Raw genomic sequence first — 16,577 nt, 5'->3', positions numbered from 1 at the left:
CGGCGCGCCGGGTCGGGGCACCGCTCCGGCCCGGCGACTCGCGGCCGTCGCGTCGCGCCCCCGCCCGGAACACCAGGGGCCCATAGGTACACTTGCCGTGGCTCCTCGGGGCCGCACCACACGGAAGTACAGGGCGGGAGCGTGCGCGTGACGGATGAGGGTCGCCTGATCGCGGGACGGTACCAGGTCGGGCCCCGGCTCGGCCGCGGCGGGATGTCCGAGGTGTACCTCGGCACCGACACCCGGCTCGGCCGCACCGTCGCCATCAAGGAGCTGAAGCTCTCCCTCTCCTCCGACTCCGCCTTCCGCCTGCGGTTCCGCCAGGAGGCGCAGTCCGCGTCGCGCATGTCGCACCCCACGATCGTCCGGGTCTTCGATGCGGGCGAGGAGGTCTCGCTCGACGACAACGGCGCCGAGTCGCGCCGGCCCTTCATCGTCATGGAGCACATCGAGGGCCGCCTCCTCAAGGACCTGATCGCCGAGGGCCCCCTCGACGTGGACGAGGCCGTCCGCATCACGGAGGGCATCCTCACCGCCCTCGAGTACTCGCACCGCGCAGGCGTCGTCCACCGCGACATCAAGCCCGGCAACATCATGCTGACCCCGTCGGGCCAGGTGAAGGTGATGGACTTCGGGATCGCCCGCGCCGTCTCCGACTCCGCCGCCACGGTCGCTCAGACCACGGCGATCCTCGGCACCGCGGCCTACTTCTCCCCCGAGCAGGCGAAGGGCGAGCAGGTCGACGCCCGCAGCGACCTCTACTCCGCCGGCATAGTGCTCTTCGAGCTCCTCACCGGCCGTGCGCCCTTCCGCGGCGACACCCCGGTGGCCGTCGCCTACCAGCACGTCAGCGAGACGCCGCCGGCGCCGAGCTCCATCAACCCGGCCGTCACGCCGGCGCTCGACGCGGTCGTCGCCCGCGCACTGTCGAAGGACCGCTACGAGCGCTTCCAGGGAGCTGCGGAGTTCCGCGACGACCTGCGCGACGCCGCCGCCGGACGCCTCCCCGACCACCGCCCGATCGACGAGCTGACCACCTCGCTCTTCGCGGCCCGCAGCCAGGGCGGAGTCAACGACTCCGAGCTCGCCCTCCGCCAGCTGGCCGAGGACAACTCGATCGTCCGCACCCAGCGCCGCCCACCGGTCCTCTGGATCTGGTCCTCGATCGTCGTGCTGGCCGTGATCGTCGCCGCACTCGTGATCTGGGTGCTGACGCTCCAGCCCGCGTCGACGCTGCCGTCACAGTCGCGCGAGGTCCCCACCCTCACCGAGACCACCTACGACAGCGCCCAGTCGACCCTGACCGAGCTCGATCTCGTGCCGAGCCAGGTCGCGGAGTACAGCTCGACCGTCCCCGAGGGCGAGGTGATCCGCACGGATCCGGGCTCAGGCACGATCGTCGCGCCCGAGACGGTCATCCGCATCGTCGTGTCCCAGGGTCCGCAGCCCGTCGCCGTGCCGGACACCGTCGGGCAGAGCCTCGCCGAGGCGATCGACGCGCTCACCGCCGTCGGCTTCGTCGAGGGCTCCCAGACCCGCGAGAACTCGCCGACCGTCCCGGGCGACGTCGTGCTCTCCGCCTCCCCCGGAGCGGGACAGCAGGTCGCCCCGGGCACGCCGGTCGACCTCACCGTCTCCTCCGGCCAGGTCACGCTCCCCGACCTCGTCGGGACGTCCCTCAGCAGCGCGCTGGCCACCCTCGCCTCCGAGAAGCTGCAGCTCGTGGGGGTCGAGGTCCCGGACGAGACCTGCGACGCGACCCGGGCGAACCCGCCCATCACGACCCAGTCCCTGGCTCCGGGCGACGTCCCGCAGGGATCGACCGTCCAGCTCGGATACTGCGCGGGCTGACCCGGCCTGCAGCCCGCTGCGGCTGCGGCGTCGGCCGACGGTGCCCGATGGAGGCCCGGCCGCTTCTCCGCACGCCGAGAAGGGCTCGTCCGGACGTTGCTCGTCGGGTCGATGCTCCGCGAGGCCGACAGCCCCGAGGTGAACGGCTACGCCCGGCGCGCGTCGGCGAGCGGGGGCTGGAGCCGCACGACCTCGCCGGCTGCCGATCCGTCGGCGGGGCGTGCGATCCTGCCGCGGATGTCGCTCGGGGTGAGCCCCTCGCGGCGCTTGAGCGCACGGCGGAGGTGGTCCGCCGAGGAGAATCCGGACGCGGCGGCGATCGCCTCGAGCGGGACCTCCCGCGGGCGGCGGCGCAGGAGCTCCACGGCGCTGGCGACCCGGGAGCGCTCGATCTCGCTCGCGACCGTGGTGCCCGCGTCCTCGAAGAGCCGCTGGAGGGAGCGGGTGGACACGTTGACCGCGTCGGCCACCGCCTCCGGGGTGCAGCGTGGCGTGCGGTGCGTCCGGTCGATGACCGTGCGCGCGCGCCCGAGCGTGGCGGCCCGGACGCTCGTGGTGCCGGGCTGCGAGCTCGCCGCCGCGAGGAACGCGCTGGTGAGGAGCTGCTTGACAACGTGGGCGAAGCCGGTGACCTCGCCCTCACCGGGCAGCCCCGTCCCGGACTCCGCCGCGAGGGCGAAGGCGGTCGTGAAGGCGTATGCGGCGCGGGTGGACCGGGCGTCGGGATCGAGCGCGTAGACCGGGGCCGACGTGTCGAAGCCGTAGCGGCGCATCTCGTCGGCGCGCAGCGAGAGGTGGAGGATCGTGGCCGGAGTCGTCGACTCGGTCGTGAACGTCGTCGTCCCCTGCTGGTACGAGATCGAGCCCGGACGCAGCAGCACCGTTCGGTCCGGGGCGACCATGCGCACGAAGCCGTCGATGAGGAAGCTGAAGGTGAGGAAGGAGGTGTCGTCGGCCGGCCACGTCCCGCGGAGGACGCGCAACGGCGAGACCGTCATCAGCACGACGCTCAGATCGGCGGTGCCGAATCCCGAACCGGTGATGCTCGGAACGGTGCCGGGTTTGACGACGATGCGCGGTCCGAGATTCTCGAGTTCTCGGATTCCCGAGAAAGCCCAGGAGATCGATGCGACCATGAGGTCCCCCCGGACTTCTCTTCTGCGGCGCCGACCCCCTGTCGGCGCCCTCTGATTATGCAGGGAAAAGGGGCCGCATCCTCCGCCGGGAGCCCGTCAAATCCCGCCACCTGATCGGGGGGTGCGCAAGGGGGTGGACAAGGTCACGCTCATACCCTGTCTCGGCTTTCTCCTCCGCCCACCGTCATTTAGCCGTCAGATGGCGGATTTCTACGTGAGAACGCACTCAGGGCGGCATCCCCGTTCGGGGGACGGTGGTCGCTGATCATTCTCAATGCTCTCGACTCGATAACGAGCCCGATAAGCCCGGCGAATTCCGCCTCACCGAGCCGGGATCGAGAGTCCGGGCGTGTCGTCGGCCGATACGGACGACCGGATCGACGTCACCTCGCGCAGCCAGTTCTCGAGAAGGCGCCGCCCGCCCTCGGTGAGGACCGACTCCGGATGGAACTGCACGCCCACGAGCGGAGCACTCCGGTGCCGGACGGCCATGACCACTCCCTCCGGTGTCCGCGCCGTCACCCGCAGCTCCTCGGGAAGGCTCTCACCGTCGACCGCGAGCGAGTGGTACCGCATCGCGGCGAATCCGGAGGGCAGGCCGTCGAAGAGCGGATCTCCGTCGTGGAGGACCGCGGACGTCCGGCCGTGCAGCAGCTCCGGCGCCTCCGTGACGCGGGCGCCGAGAGCGTGGGCGAGCACCTGGTGGCCGAGGCAGACTCCGAGCAGCGGCCGCCCGGTCGCCTCCGCCCGCTGCACGAGCGCCGTCGACGCGGGGACGTCCCCGGGACGGCCCGGCCCGGGTGAGACCAGGACTCCGTCCGCCTCCTCCGCGCGAGCCAGGAGCGCCGTCGTCCCGAGATCGTCGCCCTCGACCACGTCGACCTCGGCACCGAGCTCGCGGAGGTACGAGACGAGCGTGAAGACGAAGCTGTCGTGGTGGTCGACGACCAGGATCCGCGGGGCCGCGCCGGCGGTCACGAGCCGACGGTCACGTTCCGGTCGAGCACGAGCGACTGCACCCAGGGGAACACCCACTCGTCGAGCGCGACCAGGACCGCCGCGACGAGGACGAGGACGATCAGGAGCCGGACCCACCACGGCCCGGGCAGGAGCCGCCACAGCGCTGCATACACGGTCAGCCCTCCTGAGCCAGCGAGGCGGCGATCTCGGCGGGGGCGCCCGCGGACCGAGGCTGGAACGAGTCGAAGACGCCGTACGCGATGATCCGCTCGGCCGTCGAGTAGAGCGGGTTGCAGCTCGTCAGCGTGATCAGGCGATCGGTCGGAGCCGCGTCCGGAGTCCACGGAACCGGGTCGATCACCTGGACGTCGGAGGGCTGGACGTACTCGAGATTGCGGAAGCGGTAGGTGTACCAGCCGTCCGCCGTCTCGATGTAGATCGGGTCGCCGAGCTGGAGCTCGTCGATCAGGTGCATGCCTCCGCCGTACGCGCTGCGGTGCGCGGCGAGCGCGAAGTTGCCGGCCTGGCCGGGCATCTGCGTCCCGGGGTAGTGGCCGATGCTCCCCTCGTCGAGCACGTTCTCGGCGTCGATGCCCTCGGCGATCGTGCGCACCCACCCCTCGCCGTAGCGGGGGATGTAGAGGTTGCCGAAGGAGGTGTCGAGGGCGGCGACCGACGCGACGACCGGCTCCGCCGGGGCGGCCTCGGTCGGCTGCGGTGCCGGAGAGGAGTCGCCCCAGGTCTCGCGGAGCTCCGCGGCCTGCGTCGTCTGCCGGCCCGCGATCACCGCGTCGTTCCACCAGAGCTGCCAGGCCAGGAAGAGCAGGACCAGGACGCCGGCGGTCATCAGGAGCTCGCCGACGACTCCGAAGAACGAGAGTCGTCGGACCGGGCGGGCCCTCCGTCGCTTCGCTCGCGGCCGCAGAGCCGCCCCGTCGGGGTTCTGGGCGGTCATGCGACGAGTCTAGGCGCGAGCCGTGACCGGCTGTGGCGCATGATCCGGACCTGTGGAGAGCCCTCCCGAGTCGCCGCCTGAGGAGGGCCGATGGGACCACTCGAGCGCCCGCACCGGCCGCTCCGCGAGTCCGCACAGCACCCGCGCAGCCCCGACGCTCCCGGCCCGGAGCCTCCGCCCGGTACAGTGGTCGGCATGGCACGAGCGACGAAGAGCCCGAAGCCCGAGCGCGACGAGGCCCGGACCGGCGAGAACGCACCGAATCCGGTCTGGTTCAAGCCGGTGATGTTCGGCTTCATGCTGCTCGGACTCGCCTGGATCATCGTCTTCTACGTGAGCCAGGGCACCCTGCCGATCCCCGATCTCGGCAACCTCAACATCCTGATCGGCTTCGGCATCGCGTTCATCGGCTTCCTGATGACGACGCGCTGGCGCTGAACCTCCCCCAGTCGTGAACGACGCCCCGTCCGGTCCGCCGACGGGGCGTTCGTCGTCGGTGGAGCGTCTGCGCGCCGCCGGCTGCGTCTTCGCCGAGGAGGAGGCGGGCCTGCTCGAGGAGGCCGCCGACTCCTCCTCCGACCTCGAGCTGATGCTCCGTCGCCGCGAGACGGGCGAGCCCCTCGAGCAGATCCTCGGCTGGGTCGCCTTCCGCGGCCTGCGCGTCCCCGTCGCACCCGGCGTCTTCGTGCCCCGCGTGCGCACCGAGTGGCTGGTCGACTGCGCCCTGGAGGTCCTCCCGGACGGCGCCGTGGTGCTCGACCTCTGCTGCGGATCCGGCGCCCTCGCACGGTCGATCGCGGAGGAGCGGCCGGACGTCCGCCTGCTCGCGGCCGACCTCTCTCCCGCCGCCGTCGCCTGCGCGCGCCGCACGCTCGCAGGCCGCGCCGACGTCCACGAGGGCGACCTCTTCGACGCGCTCCCCCGGAGTGAGCGCGGGCGGATCGACGTCGTGGTCGTCAACGCCCCCTACGTCCCCACCGCGGCGATCGCGCTCATGCCGCCGGAGGCCCGGGTGCACGAGCCGATGCTCACGCTCGACGGCGGGTCGGATGGGCTCGCCCTGCACCGCCGCATCGCTCAGGAGGCGGGGGCGTGGCTCGCACCCCACGGCGTCGTCGTGATCGAGGTCGGCGCGGATCAGGCCGCGGCGAGTGCCTCGGCGTTCCAGGCGGCCGGGTTCGCCACCTCGCTGCACCGCGACGACGACCGTGAGGCGACGGCCCTGGTGGCCGTCCGCCGGAGAACTACACCGCTGTAATTATCCCCAGCTGTGGAATCTCCTGTGGAGAACTCCGCGGTCCCCGCCGCGCTGGCCTGCTCGAGGCGAGGAGGGCCCGGATCCGCACCAGTCCGCCGGTCCTCGGACGCGCCGCCGTCCCCGGATCGTCCTCCCGAGGAGGACACCCGGGACGTTCTCCCCAGTGTTAACAACTCTGTGGATAACTTCCTCCCCACCTGTTGAGAGCACCTGTGGACAGCGGTGGAGACGGTCGCCGCGGAAACGACGAAGCGGCGGGCCCGGGAGTGCGCGAGGCACTGCCGGACCCGCCGCTGCGGGAGGGGGAGGGATCAGCCGAGGACGTAGGCGCCGGCGGTGATCGCCACCAGTCCGACTCCGATGAGCCCGACGAGGAGGTTCTGCGTGCGCCGCTGGGCGCGCTGCCGGGTCTTCGTGAAGACCAGCCCGATGAGCGCGCCGGCCACCAGACCGCCGACGTGCGCCTGCCACGCCACGTTCATCCCGGGCAGGAAGCCGATGACGAGGTTCAGTCCGACCAGCACCAGCAGCTGCGACGCCTGACCGCCCAGGTGCCGGAGGATCACCAGGTACGCGCCCATCAGCCCGAAGATCGCACCGGAGGCGCCGATCACCGGGGTGAGCGGGTTCGCGAGGAGCAGGACGCCCACCGATCCGGCGAACCCGCTCAGGAGGAAGAGGGTGAGGTAGCGCCCGCGGCCCAGCATGCGCTCGAGCACCATGCCGAACACCCACAGCGTGTACATGTTCAGCACCAGGTGGAACGGGATGACGATGAAGAGCGACGTGCTGTGGAGGAACACCGAAGTGAGCATCCGCCACGGCTCGAAGCCGGCGCCGAAGCCGGGGAGCGTGTAGGCGGGGGCGTACAGGAGCGCGTTGACCGCCGGTCCGCCGACGAAGGGGAGGATCTCGACGATCCACAGCACGATGCAGAGCGCGATGATCGCGTAGGTCACCGTCGGCTGGTCGGCGCGGGTCATGGACCGCACGCGGGAGAGGAGGGGACCGCGGGTGCGCGGCGCGGTGGCGCGCTGCTGCGCCATGTCGTCCGGGCAGATCACGCCGACCGGAGCGGGCGTCTGGCACTCGCCGCAGATGGTGCGGCCGCACCGCTGGCAGCGCACGAAGCTCTGCCGGTCGGGGTGTCGGTAGCAGGAGTAGGTGCTGCTCGGCGGGACCTGGGTCACGGACGTGCCTCCGGGGAGAACGAGGGCCGGGCCCTGACGGACCCGGCCCTCGAATGAGTGGTGGATGAGGCGATCAGACCTCGGTGATCTCGACGCTCTCGATCACGACGTCCTCGAGCGGCTTGTCACGGCCGTCGGTGGGAACAGCCGAGAGCGACTGCACGAGCTTCTTCGACTCCTCGTCGGCGACGGCGCCGAAGATGGTGTGCTTGCCCTGGAGCCAGGTGGTCGGCGCCACGGTGATGAAGAACTGCGAGCCGTTGGTGCCGCGGCCCGCCTGCTTGCCGGCGTTCGCCATCGCGAGGATGTAGGGCTGGGTGAAGTCGAGCTCCGAGTTGATCTCGTCGTCGAACTGGTACCCCGGGCCGCCGATGCCCTGACCGAGCGGGTCGCCGCCCTGGAGCATGAAGTCGGGGATGATGCGGTGGAAGACGGTGCCGTTGTAGAGCGGCTCCTTCGTCTTCGCACCCGTGGCGGGGTGGGTCCACTCGATGTCGCCGGTCGCGAGACCGACGAAGTTGCGGACCGTCTTGGGAGCGTGGTTCCCGTAGAGGTTGACGACGATGTCGCCCTTGTTGGTGTGGAACGTCGCGACTGCGGTGTGCAAAGGCATGCTCGGATTCTCGCACAGCGCGTCTGTAGGCCCCTGCAACGCCCGGTGTCAATGCGCTGGGTGCGCGATGCGGACGCCGATCGATGAGTGGCAGTATTGAGGCGTTCGCTGCTCGTAGCCGATGGAGGACCAACATGGGTCTGTCACGTAAGCACAAGAAGGACCTCAAGCGTCTTCGCAAGAACGCCGAGGCGGTCTGGGGCGAGCAGCAGGAGGTGCTGGCGCACGCGGCCTCCGTGCTCGAGAAGAGCCGCCGCCACGCGTCGAAGTACGCCAAGAAGGAGCTCGTCCCCTTCGTCAAGGACACGTACGACTCGCGAGTCAAGCCGGTCTACGACAACGGCGTCTCGGCCGTCGAGGGCACGTACTCCTCGGCACGCAACGCCTACAAGCACAAGGTCGTCCCGACCTTCGCCGCTGTGGGCGGCACGGCCGCCGCCGCCTTCGAGGCCGCCAAGGACTCGAAGAACCGCGCGAAGCTCGCCGAGATCTCGAAGGCGCGCTGGGAGGAGCTCACCACTCCGCCGAAGAAGAAGAGCAAGGTCGGCACGGTCTTCGCGATCGGCGCCGCGCTGGTCGCCGTCGGCGGCATCGGCTACGCCGTCTGGCAGACGTTCCGCGCCGACGACGAGCTGTGGGTCGCCGAGGACGAGCCGCAGAGCGCCGCGCAGAACGCGGCCTCGACCGCTTCCTGACGTTCTCGTCGCTGGAGCCGGGCCCCTCAGGGGGTCCGGCTCCTTCGCATGCCCGGGTTAGGCTTCTGCGGTGGACATCCGGGTCGCCGCGTACGGCGTGATCATCGACGGCGAGCGGATGCTGCTCGCGCACTGGAGCCAGGGCCCCTGGTCGGCCTGGACGCTTCCGGGCGGCGGGATCGACGAGGGCGAGTCGCCCGCCGACGCCGCGGTCCGCGAGATCTTCGAGGAGACGGGCTACCGTGCCGAGCTCGACGCCCTCATCGGCGTGGACTCGCACGTGATCCCCGCGCACCGCCGCAGCGATCCCGAGGCCGGCCCCCTGCACGCCATCCGCGTCGTCTACCGCGCCCGCATCGTGGGCGGCGAGCTCACGCACGAGGTGGACGGCTCCACGGACGCCGCCGCCTGGTTCCCCCTGAGCGACGTCGAGGAGCTGGAGCGCGTCGAGCTCGTCGACGCGGCCCTCACCATGAACGAGGCCTGGCTCCTCCGCTGACGGTGCCCGGGAATCCCCGGCCGCGCCCCGGCGTTCCCTTCGTCGTGATCGTCGAGCTCTACACCTCCGCCTTCTGCGGCGCCTGCCATGCCGCGCGCTCGGTGCTGGAGCGCGCCGCGGAGCTCGTCCCCGCCGCCGAGATCCGCGAGCGCGACGTGGCCTTCCACCCCGTCGAGGCCGAGGCCGCCGGCATCCGCTCGACCCCCACCGTCGTCGTGCGCGATACGGCCGGAGAGGTGGTCTTCCGAGCGGAGGGCGCTCCCTCCCTTCCGCAGGCTCTCGCCGCTCTGGCCCTCGCGCTGCCCGCGTAGGGTGGCCGCGGGAGGACCCATGCACTGTCGTGCCGCGCTCGCGAGCACCGTCGTTCTGCTCGGCGCCCTCGCGCTCTCGGGATGCGCCTCCGAGGAGCCGGTGACCACGGCCGCGGTCGGGCTCGGACGGGGCGGCGAGCGAGGCGAGGTCCTCGGGGTCGTCGTCGTATGCTCGGGGTCCGTCGACGGCCTCGACCTCGCCGCCTCCGACTCCGCTCCCCTGACCATCGGCGACGGGCTGCGGAGGGTCACCCGCTGGGTCTCCCCGTCCCCGGTCACGCAGCTGGGCGCGACCGACCTCTCCGGATCCACGGTCTGGCCGGCCGACACGGTGATCGAGCGGTTCCCGCTCGGCGTCGACCTCGCGCTGGGCGCCTACGCGACCGACCGCTCCGTGCTCGCCCGCCCGGTCGTCTTCACGGCCGAGCAGTTCGACACGCTCTCCGTCGGCGAGATCATCGTCGGCGACATCCGCGACGGCACGTCCGAGACCCTCTCGGTCCAGCAGTTCCTCGGCCTCGCCTGCGTGGACCGCTGAGCGGGCGACTCGGTCATCCGAGTGGCGACCTCGATCGCGGGGACCGCACGGTCGGCGACAGGAGGGGCCGCCGAAGACCTCGACACGGTGACCCCGCGACGGCGGAGGACCCGGAGTGCCGTGCGCCGGTGGACCAGAAGGGCCGGCGAAGGGGAAGCACCCGCGAGAGGGAGGAAGTGTGGAGCCTAGGAGATTCGAACTCCTGACATCCTGCTTGCAAAGCAGGCGCTCTACCAACTGAGCTAAGGCCCCGGGCCGGAGACGGGGCGATCCGTCTCCGAGAGTCGAACGGCCCGCCACCGCGAGGTGACGGGCCGTTCGGACCGGGTGGGGGTACCAGGACTTGAACCTGGGACCTCTTCATTATCAGTGAAGCGCTCTAACCGCCTGAGCTATACCCCCGGAATGGCCAGAGGAGACTCTACCCGACATCGAGCAGGAATCCCAATCGGCCGGACCGTGCGCCCTACTGGTTGGTGAAGCCCACCAGGAGGCCGCCGGTGATCTTGACGCTGAGGTTGTACAGCAGCGCCACGATCGCGCCGAGCGCGGTGGTGACGATGGTGTTCAGCACCGCGACGACGATCGCGAAGCCCATGACCTGCGGCAGCGAGATGATCGTGTTGAGGTCGAACGCCTCCGCGCCGGCGATGTCCTGCACAAGGCCGTTGACCTCGTCGAACACTCCCGTCTGAGCCAGGACCGTGTAGACCAGGTAGACGACGACGATCGTGATGATCGCGAGCGTCAGGCCCAGCAGGAACGAGAGCTTCACGGCCGACCAGAAGTCGACGTAGACGAGCTTCAGGCGGACCTGCTTCGCCGCCGGGCTCTTCGCGGACTTCCTGGCGAGCTTCTCGGCGACGGTGCTACTCATCTACGGACCCATCCTCCTCCGACACCGGAGCGGACTCGGCCGGCGCCGCGGCGTCGGGATCCTCGTCCTGGGCGTCGAGATTGCGTTCGGTGTTCTTGGCGAGTGCGATGATGCGGTCGTCCTCAGCGAATCGTGCGAAGACGACTCCCATGGTGTCGCGACCCTTGGCCGGTACCTCGGCCACCGCAGAGCGTACCACCTTGCCGCTGGCGAGCACGACGAGCACCTCGTCGTCCTCTCCGGTGATGATGGCGCCCACGAGGTCGCCGCGCTTCTCCTCCAGCTTGGCCACCTTGATGCCCAGCCCGCCGCGTCCCTGGAGGCGGTACTGGTCGACCGCGGTGCGCTTGGCGTAGCCGCCCTCGGTGACCACGAACACGAAGCCCTCGTCGCTGACGACGTTCGCGTCGAGGAGGCGGTCCTCCCCGCGGAACGACATGCCGCGGACTCCGGAGGTGGAGCGGCCCATCGGACGCAGCGCCTCGTCGGACGCGGTGAAGCGGATCGACATGCCCTTGCGGGAGACCAGCAGCACGTCGCTGTCCTCCTCGACCAGGAGCGCCGAGACGAGCTCGTCGCCGTCGCGCAGCTTGATCGCGATGATGCCGCCGGAGCGGTTCGTGTCGTACTCCGAGAGGGCCGTCTTCTTCACGAGGCCGTCGCGCGTGGCGAGCACGAGGTAGCGGGCCGCCTCGTAGTCGCGGATGTCGAGGATCTGCGCGATCTGCTCCCCCGGCTCGAGCGCGAGCAGGTTCGCGATGTGCTGGCCCTTGGCGTCGCGGCCGGCCTCCTGCAGCTCGTAGGTCTTGGCGCGGTACACGCGACCGGTGTTCGTGAAGAACAGCAGCCAGTGGTGCGTGGTGGTGACGAAGAAGTGCTCGACGATGTCGTCGGCCTTCAGCTGCGCGCCGCGCACGCCGCGGCCGCCGCGGTGCTGCGCCCGGTAGGAGTCGCTCCGGGTGCGCTTGAGGTAGCCGCCGCGGGTGACGGTGACGACCATCTCCTCCTCGGGGATCAGGTCCTCGACGCTCATGTCGCCGTCGAACCCGAAGAGGATCTCGGTGCGGCGGTCGTCGCCGAAGCGGTCGACGATCTCGTCGAGCTCGTCCGAGATGATCGTGCGCTGGCGCTCGGGGCTCGCGAGGATCGACTTGTAGTCCTCGATCTCGGCCTGGATCCGGTCGTGCTCGTCGATGATCTTCTGGCGCTCGAGGGCCGCGAGGCGGCGCAGCTGCATGTCGAGGATGGCGCGGGACTGCACCTCGTCGATGTCGAGCAGCTCCATGAGGCCGTCGCGCGCCTCCTCCACGGTGGGGGAGCGGCGGATGAGGGCGATGACCTCGTCGAGCGCGTCGAGCGCCTTGAGGTAGCCGCGCAGGATGTGGATCCGCGCCTCCGCCTCGTCGAGGAGGTACTGGGTTCGGCGCACGATGACCTCGACCTGGTGGTCGACCCACGCGCGGATGAAGCCGTCGAGCGAGAGCGTGCGCGGGATGCCGTCGACGATGGCGAGCATGTTCGCGCCGAAGTTCTCCTGCAGCGGGGTGTGCTTGTAGAGGTTGTTCAGCACCACCTTCGCCACGGCGTCGCGCTTGAGGACGACGACGAGGCGCTGGCCGGTGCGACCGGAGGTCTCGTCGCGGATGTCGGCGATGCCCGAGACGCGCCCGTCCTTGACCAGCTCGGCGATCTTGATCGCCAGGTTGTCCGGGTTCACCTGGTACGGCAGCTCGGTGACGACGAGGCAGGTGCGGCCCTGGATCTCCTCGATGGAGACGACGGCGCGCATCGTGATCGAGCCGCGGCCGGTGCGGTACGCGTCCTGGATGCCGCGGACGCCGAGGATCTGCGCACCGGTGGGGAAGTCGGGTCCCTTGATCCGCTGCAGCAGCGCCTCGAGGAGCTCCTCGCGCGTCGCGTCCGGGTTCTCGAGCGCCCACTTGGCGCCGGCGGCGACCTCGCGCAGGTTGTGCGGCGGGATGTTGGTCGCCATGCCGACCGCGATGCCGACGGAGCCGTTGACGAGCAGGTTCGGGAACCGGGCCGGCAGGATCGCCGGCTCGCGCGTGCGGCCGTCGTAGTTGTCCTGGAAGTCGACGGTGTTCTTGTCGATGTCGCGGACCATCTCGAGCGCGAGCGGCGCCATCTTGGTCTCGGTGTACCGGGGAGCGGCCGCACCGTCGTTGCCGGGGGAGCCGAAATTGCCCTGGCCGAGCGCGAGCGGGTAGCGGAGGCTCCACGGCTGCACCAGGCGGACCAGCGCGTCGTAGATCGCGGAGTCGCCGTGCGGGTGGAACTGGCCCATCACGTCGCCGACGACGCGCGAGCACTTCGAGAACGCCTTGTCGGGGCGGTAGCCGCCGTCGTACATGGCGTAGATCACGCGGCGGTGCACGGGCTTCAGGCCGTCGCGCACCTCCGGCAGGGCTCGCCCGACGATGACGCTCATCGCGTAGTCGAGGTAGGAGCGCTGCATCTCGAGCTGCAGGTCGACCGGCTCGATCTTGTCGTGACCGTGGATCACCACACCGGTCTCGGTGACGATGTCGTCGCTCTCGTCCGGGCCGGTGGGGGTGGTGGGTTCTTCTGCCATGGTCTCTGGTCTCTCAGGTGGGTCCGTGCCCCGGAGGAGCGGGGGCGGCGGTCGCGCTGGGTGTCAGGTGTGTCGTCGGTGTGCGGGCCGGTGAGGGCCTCTGTCGCGTTCTGGTCGAGGATGCGGCCCATCGAGGGCCGCCGTCACGTGTTCGAGATGCTCGCGAGGGCGGTCCACTGGACCGCCCGGCCGCCGCCTCTCGAAGGACGTCCGTTTCCTCGACAGCTAGATGTCGAGGAAGCGCACGTCCTTCGCATTCTTCTGGATGAAGGAGCGGCGGGACTCGACGTCCTCGCCCATGAGGGTGGAGAAGATCTCGTCGGCCGCGGCCGCGTCGTCGAGCGTGACCTGGAGGAGGGTCCGCGTGGCGGGGTCCATCGTGGTCTCCCACAGCTCCTTGTAGTCCATCTCGCCGAGGCCCTTGTAGCGCTGGATGCCGTTCTCCTTGGGCATGCGCTTGTTGGTCGCCGAGCCGTGCGCGATCAGGGCGTCGCGCTCGCGGTCGCTGTAGACGTACTCGTGCGGGGAGTTCGACCACTTGAGGCGGTACAGCGGCGGCTGCGCGAGGTAGACGTAGCCGAGGTCGATCAGCGGGCGCATGTAGCGGAAGAGGAGCGTCAGCAGCAGCGTCGTGATGTGCTGGCCGTCGACGTCGGCGTCGGCCATCAGGATGATCTTGTGGTACCGCGCCTTGTCGGGGTTGAAGTCCTCGCCGATGCCGGCGCCGAACGCCGTGATCATCGCCTGGACCTCGTTGTTGCCGAGAGCGCGGTCGAGCCGCGCCTTCTCGACGTTGAGGATCTTGCCGCGGAGGGGGAGGATCGCCTGCGTCTCGGGGTTGCGGCCCTGCACCGCGGATCCGCCCGCCGAGTCGCCCTCGACGATGAAGATCTCGGAGATCGACGGATCCTTGGACTGGCAGTCCTTGAGCTTGCCCGGCATGCCGCCGCCCTCGAGCAGGCCCTTGCGGCGGGCGGTCTCGCGTGCCTTGCGCGCCGCCATGCGAGCCGAGGCCGCCTGGATCGCCTTGCGGATGATGTCCTTGGCCTGGCTCGGGTTGCGGTCGAACCAATCGGCAAGCTGCTCGCCGGCCACGCGCTGCACGAACGCCTTCGCCTCGGTGTTGCCGAGCTTCGTCTTGGTCTGGCCCTCGAACTGCGGCTCGCCGAGCTTGATCGACACGACGGCGGTGAGGCCCTCGCGGATGTCGTCGCCCGAGAGGTTCTCGTCCTTCTCCTTGAGCAGGTTGTTCGCGCGCGCGTAGCGGTTGACCAGCGTGGTCAGCGCGGCGCGGAAGCCCTCCTCGTGGGTGCCGCCCTCGTGGGTGTTGATGGTGTTGGCGTAGGTGTGGACGCTCTCGGTGTAGGCCGTGGTCCACTGCATCGCGACCTCGAGCGAGATGCGGCGCTCGGTGTCCTCGGACTCGAAGTCGATGATCTCGGAGTGCACGAGGTCCGACTTCTTCAGCGAGTTGATGTACTCGACGTAGTCGACGAGGCCCTTCTCGTAGTGGAAGACGTCGGTCCGGTCTCCCTCGGTCTCGTTCTCGCCCTCCCCCTCGAACTCGACCTCGTTCTGGTCGGTCAGCGCGATGCGCAGGCCCTTGTTGAGGAACGCCATCTGCTGGAAGCGCGCGCGCAGGGTCTCGTAGTCGAACTCGACCGTCTCGAAGATGCCGGCGTTGGGCCAGAAGGTGATCGTCGTGCCGGTCTCGTCGCTGGCCTCGCCCTTCTCGAGCGGGGCGTCCGGCACTCCGTCGGTGAAGCTCATCCGGTACACGGCGCCCTGGCGCTTGACCTCGACGTCGAGGCGCGTCGACAGCGCGTTGACCACGGAGGAGCCGACGCCGTGCAGGCCGCCGGAGACCGCGTAGCCGCCGCCGCCGAACTTGCCGCCGGCGTGCAGCACGGTGAGGACCAGCTCGACCGTGGAGATGCCCTCGGTCGGGTGCATGTCGACCGGGATGCCGCGGCCGTTGTCGGAGACGGTGACGCCTCCGTCGGCGCGCATCAGGATCTCGATGTTGTCGCAGTAGCCCGCGAGCGCCTCGTCGACGGCGTTGTCGACGATCTCGTAGACCAGGTGGTGCAGACCGCGCGGACCCGTGGATCCGATGTACATGCCGGGGCGCTTGCGGACCGCCTCGAGGCCCTCGAGGACCTGGATCTGGTTCGCGCCGTAGTCGCCGGACGACTTGGTCGACATGCTCTCGTGCGGAGCGGAGGGGGCTGCTGAGCCGTTCGCGTCCAGGTCGTTCGCTGCGGGTGACGTGGAGTCGTTCGGCTCGTGAGTCATAGCTGTGGAGTTCTCCTCTGACGGTCCGTCGCGACGCGCACGGTGATCTGGAGATCGCCCGCGCGGCGGCGTCACTGCGGTTCGGCGGCCCTCCATTCTACCGCGTGCCGGGTCGATCCGAAGCGCTGGACGGCGATCTGAGGCGCGAAAGATCGGCGGTCGACCGAAAATGCGTCCTCAGCCGTAGGTGTCGCGCGGACCACGCCCTGGAATCGACCTGGGACCCTTTTTCCAGTTCGGGACGTCCGGGCCCTGGAAACGGATCGACGCGATGCCCGCGTCGGGGAAGTTCACGGCGATGTGGTTCATGATCTCGATCCGCATCAGCCGGAGCTGCGTCGACCACGCCGTGGACTCGCACGCGACCGTCAGCACGCCGTCGACGACGCCCACCGGAGTCGAGTGCTTCGCGGTCTCCTCGCCGGCGATCGCCGTCCACGACGACATCAGGTCGCCCTGCGCCAGCGGCGCCGTCCAGCCGAGCTTCACGGTGAGGGAGTCGAGGACGTCGCCGAGGTCGTGCGGGTCACGGCCCTTGCCGAACGGGATCGCGTCGCCCTTGGGCTCGGCGCGCTCGACGGTCTTCCGGATGCGGCGCGGGCCGTCGGCGCCGAACACCTCCTTGAGGTGGCGGTAGACGCGGGCGGCCTCGGAGTCGGCTGCGGGGGCTCCGCGGCGGGGGGAGTCAGCCATCGGACGGCTCCGACGGGGCGAAGGCCTGGCCGACCGTGGGACAGCGGGCCGCAGGCGCCGGAGCGGGTGGATCGGCCGAGCGAGACGGGCCAGGAGCCCGCAGGGGTGCAGTG

Annotated in this window: 17 protein-coding genes and 2 tRNA genes; 7 read left to right on the top strand and 12 right to left on the bottom strand. The window is 70.3% G+C overall.

Features of this window, described 5'->3' with window-relative positions; translation table 11 throughout:
• Positions 1-147 precede the first annotated feature (147 nt).
• Positions 148-1,851, top strand: coding sequence for a Stk1 family PASTA domain-containing Ser/Thr kinase (pknB, locus tag C5D04_RS12590; protein WP_104222663.1), 1,704 nt, complete (start codon positions 148-150; stop codon positions 1,849-1,851).
• 146 nt (positions 1,852-1,997) lie between these two features.
• Here the strand turns inward: pknB and C5D04_RS12585 are convergent, their stop codons facing one another.
• The 4 genes from C5D04_RS12585 to C5D04_RS12575 form a co-directional block, all read right to left on the bottom strand.
• Positions 1,998-2,987, bottom strand: a complete 990-nt coding sequence (locus tag C5D04_RS12585) for a helix-turn-helix domain-containing protein (protein ID WP_104222664.1) — start codon at positions 2,985-2,987, stop codon at positions 1,998-2,000.
• Between the two features lie 321 nt (positions 2,988-3,308).
• Complete coding sequence (locus C5D04_RS12580) at positions 3,309-3,965, bottom strand: aminodeoxychorismate/anthranilate synthase component II (protein WP_104257946.1); 657 nt, start codon at positions 3,963-3,965, stop codon at positions 3,309-3,311.
• The gene (locus C5D04_RS18290; RefSeq protein WP_167299010.1) at positions 3,962-4,120 is read right to left on the bottom strand and encodes a hypothetical protein; all 159 of its coding nucleotides are present in this window, start codon (positions 4,118-4,120) and stop codon (positions 3,962-3,964) included. The genes C5D04_RS12580 and C5D04_RS18290 overlap by 4 nt, the downstream gene beginning before the upstream one ends.
• A gap of 2 nt (positions 4,121-4,122) precedes the next feature.
• Entirely contained in the window at positions 4,123-4,902 is a 780-nt protein-coding gene (locus C5D04_RS12575) for a class E sortase (RefSeq protein ID WP_104232997.1), read from the bottom strand.
• A 195-nt stretch (positions 4,903-5,097) separates the two neighbouring features.
• On the opposite strand from C5D04_RS12575, the gene C5D04_RS12570 reads away from it, so the two are divergent.
• Both C5D04_RS12570 and C5D04_RS12565 read left to right on the top strand, forming a co-directional pair.
• Positions 5,098-5,340: a cell division protein CrgA gene (locus C5D04_RS12570; protein WP_104222667.1), complete on the top strand. Its 243-nt coding sequence runs from the start codon at positions 5,098-5,100 to the stop codon at positions 5,338-5,340.
• A gap of 58 nt (positions 5,341-5,398) precedes the next feature.
• Entirely contained in the window at positions 5,399-6,160 is a 762-nt protein-coding gene (locus C5D04_RS12565; RefSeq protein WP_104250252.1) for a putative protein N(5)-glutamine methyltransferase, read from the top strand.
• Positions 6,161-6,471: 311 nt separating this feature from the next.
• Here the strand turns inward: C5D04_RS12565 and C5D04_RS12560 are convergent, their stop codons facing one another.
• Together C5D04_RS12560 and C5D04_RS12555 are read right to left on the bottom strand one after the other, a co-directional pair.
• Positions 6,472-7,350, bottom strand: coding sequence for a rhomboid family intramembrane serine protease (locus C5D04_RS12560; RefSeq protein ID WP_104250251.1), 879 nt, complete (start codon positions 7,348-7,350; stop codon positions 6,472-6,474).
• Positions 7,351-7,423: 73 nt separating this feature from the next.
• Positions 7,424-7,963, bottom strand: a complete 540-nt coding sequence (locus C5D04_RS12555) for a peptidylprolyl isomerase (RefSeq protein WP_104222669.1) — start codon at positions 7,961-7,963, stop codon at positions 7,424-7,426.
• Positions 7,964-8,097: 134 nt separating this feature from the next.
• Here C5D04_RS12555 and C5D04_RS12550 point away from each other — a divergent pair, with 134 nt between their 5' ends.
• From C5D04_RS12550 to C5D04_RS12535, 4 genes are all read left to right on the top strand, one after another.
• Complete coding sequence (locus C5D04_RS12550; RefSeq protein ID WP_104232995.1) at positions 8,098-8,658, top strand: hypothetical protein; 561 nt, start codon at positions 8,098-8,100, stop codon at positions 8,656-8,658.
• Between the two features lie 70 nt (positions 8,659-8,728).
• The gene (locus C5D04_RS12545) at positions 8,729-9,157 is read left to right on the top strand and encodes an NUDIX hydrolase (protein WP_104291950.1); all 429 of its coding nucleotides are present in this window, start codon (positions 8,729-8,731) and stop codon (positions 9,155-9,157) included.
• 2 nt (positions 9,158-9,159) lie between these two features.
• A complete protein-coding gene (locus tag C5D04_RS12540) occupies positions 9,160-9,468 on the top strand; it encodes a thioredoxin family protein (protein ID WP_258059325.1) in 309 nt (102 codons plus the stop codon).
• Positions 9,469-9,487: 19 nt separating this feature from the next.
• Positions 9,488-10,006, top strand: a complete 519-nt coding sequence (locus C5D04_RS12535; protein ID WP_104291949.1) for a hypothetical protein — start codon at positions 9,488-9,490, stop codon at positions 10,004-10,006.
• A 179-nt stretch (positions 10,007-10,185) separates the two neighbouring features.
• Here C5D04_RS12535 and C5D04_RS12530 read toward each other — a convergent pair.
• The 6 genes from C5D04_RS12530 to C5D04_RS12505 form a co-directional block, all read right to left on the bottom strand.
• Positions 10,186-10,258: transfer RNA gene (locus tag C5D04_RS12530), tRNA-Ala, on the bottom strand.
• A gap of 76 nt (positions 10,259-10,334) precedes the next feature.
• Positions 10,335-10,408 (bottom strand) — tRNA-Ile (locus C5D04_RS12525).
• 64 nt (positions 10,409-10,472) lie between these two features.
• Positions 10,473-10,883, bottom strand: a complete 411-nt coding sequence (locus tag C5D04_RS12520; protein WP_104222673.1) for a DUF3566 domain-containing protein — start codon at positions 10,881-10,883, stop codon at positions 10,473-10,475.
• Positions 10,876-13,476: a DNA gyrase subunit A gene (gene gyrA, locus C5D04_RS12515; protein WP_104222674.1), complete on the bottom strand. Its 2,601-nt coding sequence runs from the start codon at positions 13,474-13,476 to the stop codon at positions 10,876-10,878. Before gyrA ends, C5D04_RS12520 begins: the two co-directional genes overlap by 8 nt.
• Positions 13,477-13,701: 225 nt before the next feature.
• Positions 13,702-15,681 (bottom strand): DNA topoisomerase (ATP-hydrolyzing) subunit B, encoded by a 1,980-nt coding sequence (gene gyrB, locus C5D04_RS12510; protein ID WP_208543372.1) that lies wholly within the window; start codon positions 15,679-15,681, stop codon positions 13,702-13,704.
• A 267-nt stretch (positions 15,682-15,948) separates the two neighbouring features.
• Positions 15,949-16,464 (bottom strand): DUF721 domain-containing protein, encoded by a 516-nt coding sequence (locus C5D04_RS12505; protein WP_104347782.1) that lies wholly within the window; start codon positions 16,462-16,464, stop codon positions 15,949-15,951.
• Between the last annotated feature and the right edge of the window lie 113 nt (positions 16,465-16,577).

This window comes from Rathayibacter sp. AY1D2 (genome assembly GCF_002932695.1).
Lineage (GTDB): Bacteria > Actinomycetota > Actinomycetes > Actinomycetales > Microbacteriaceae > Rathayibacter.
Note: the sequence above shows the minus strand (reverse complement) of the source record. Positions and strands in the feature narration are given on the sequence as shown.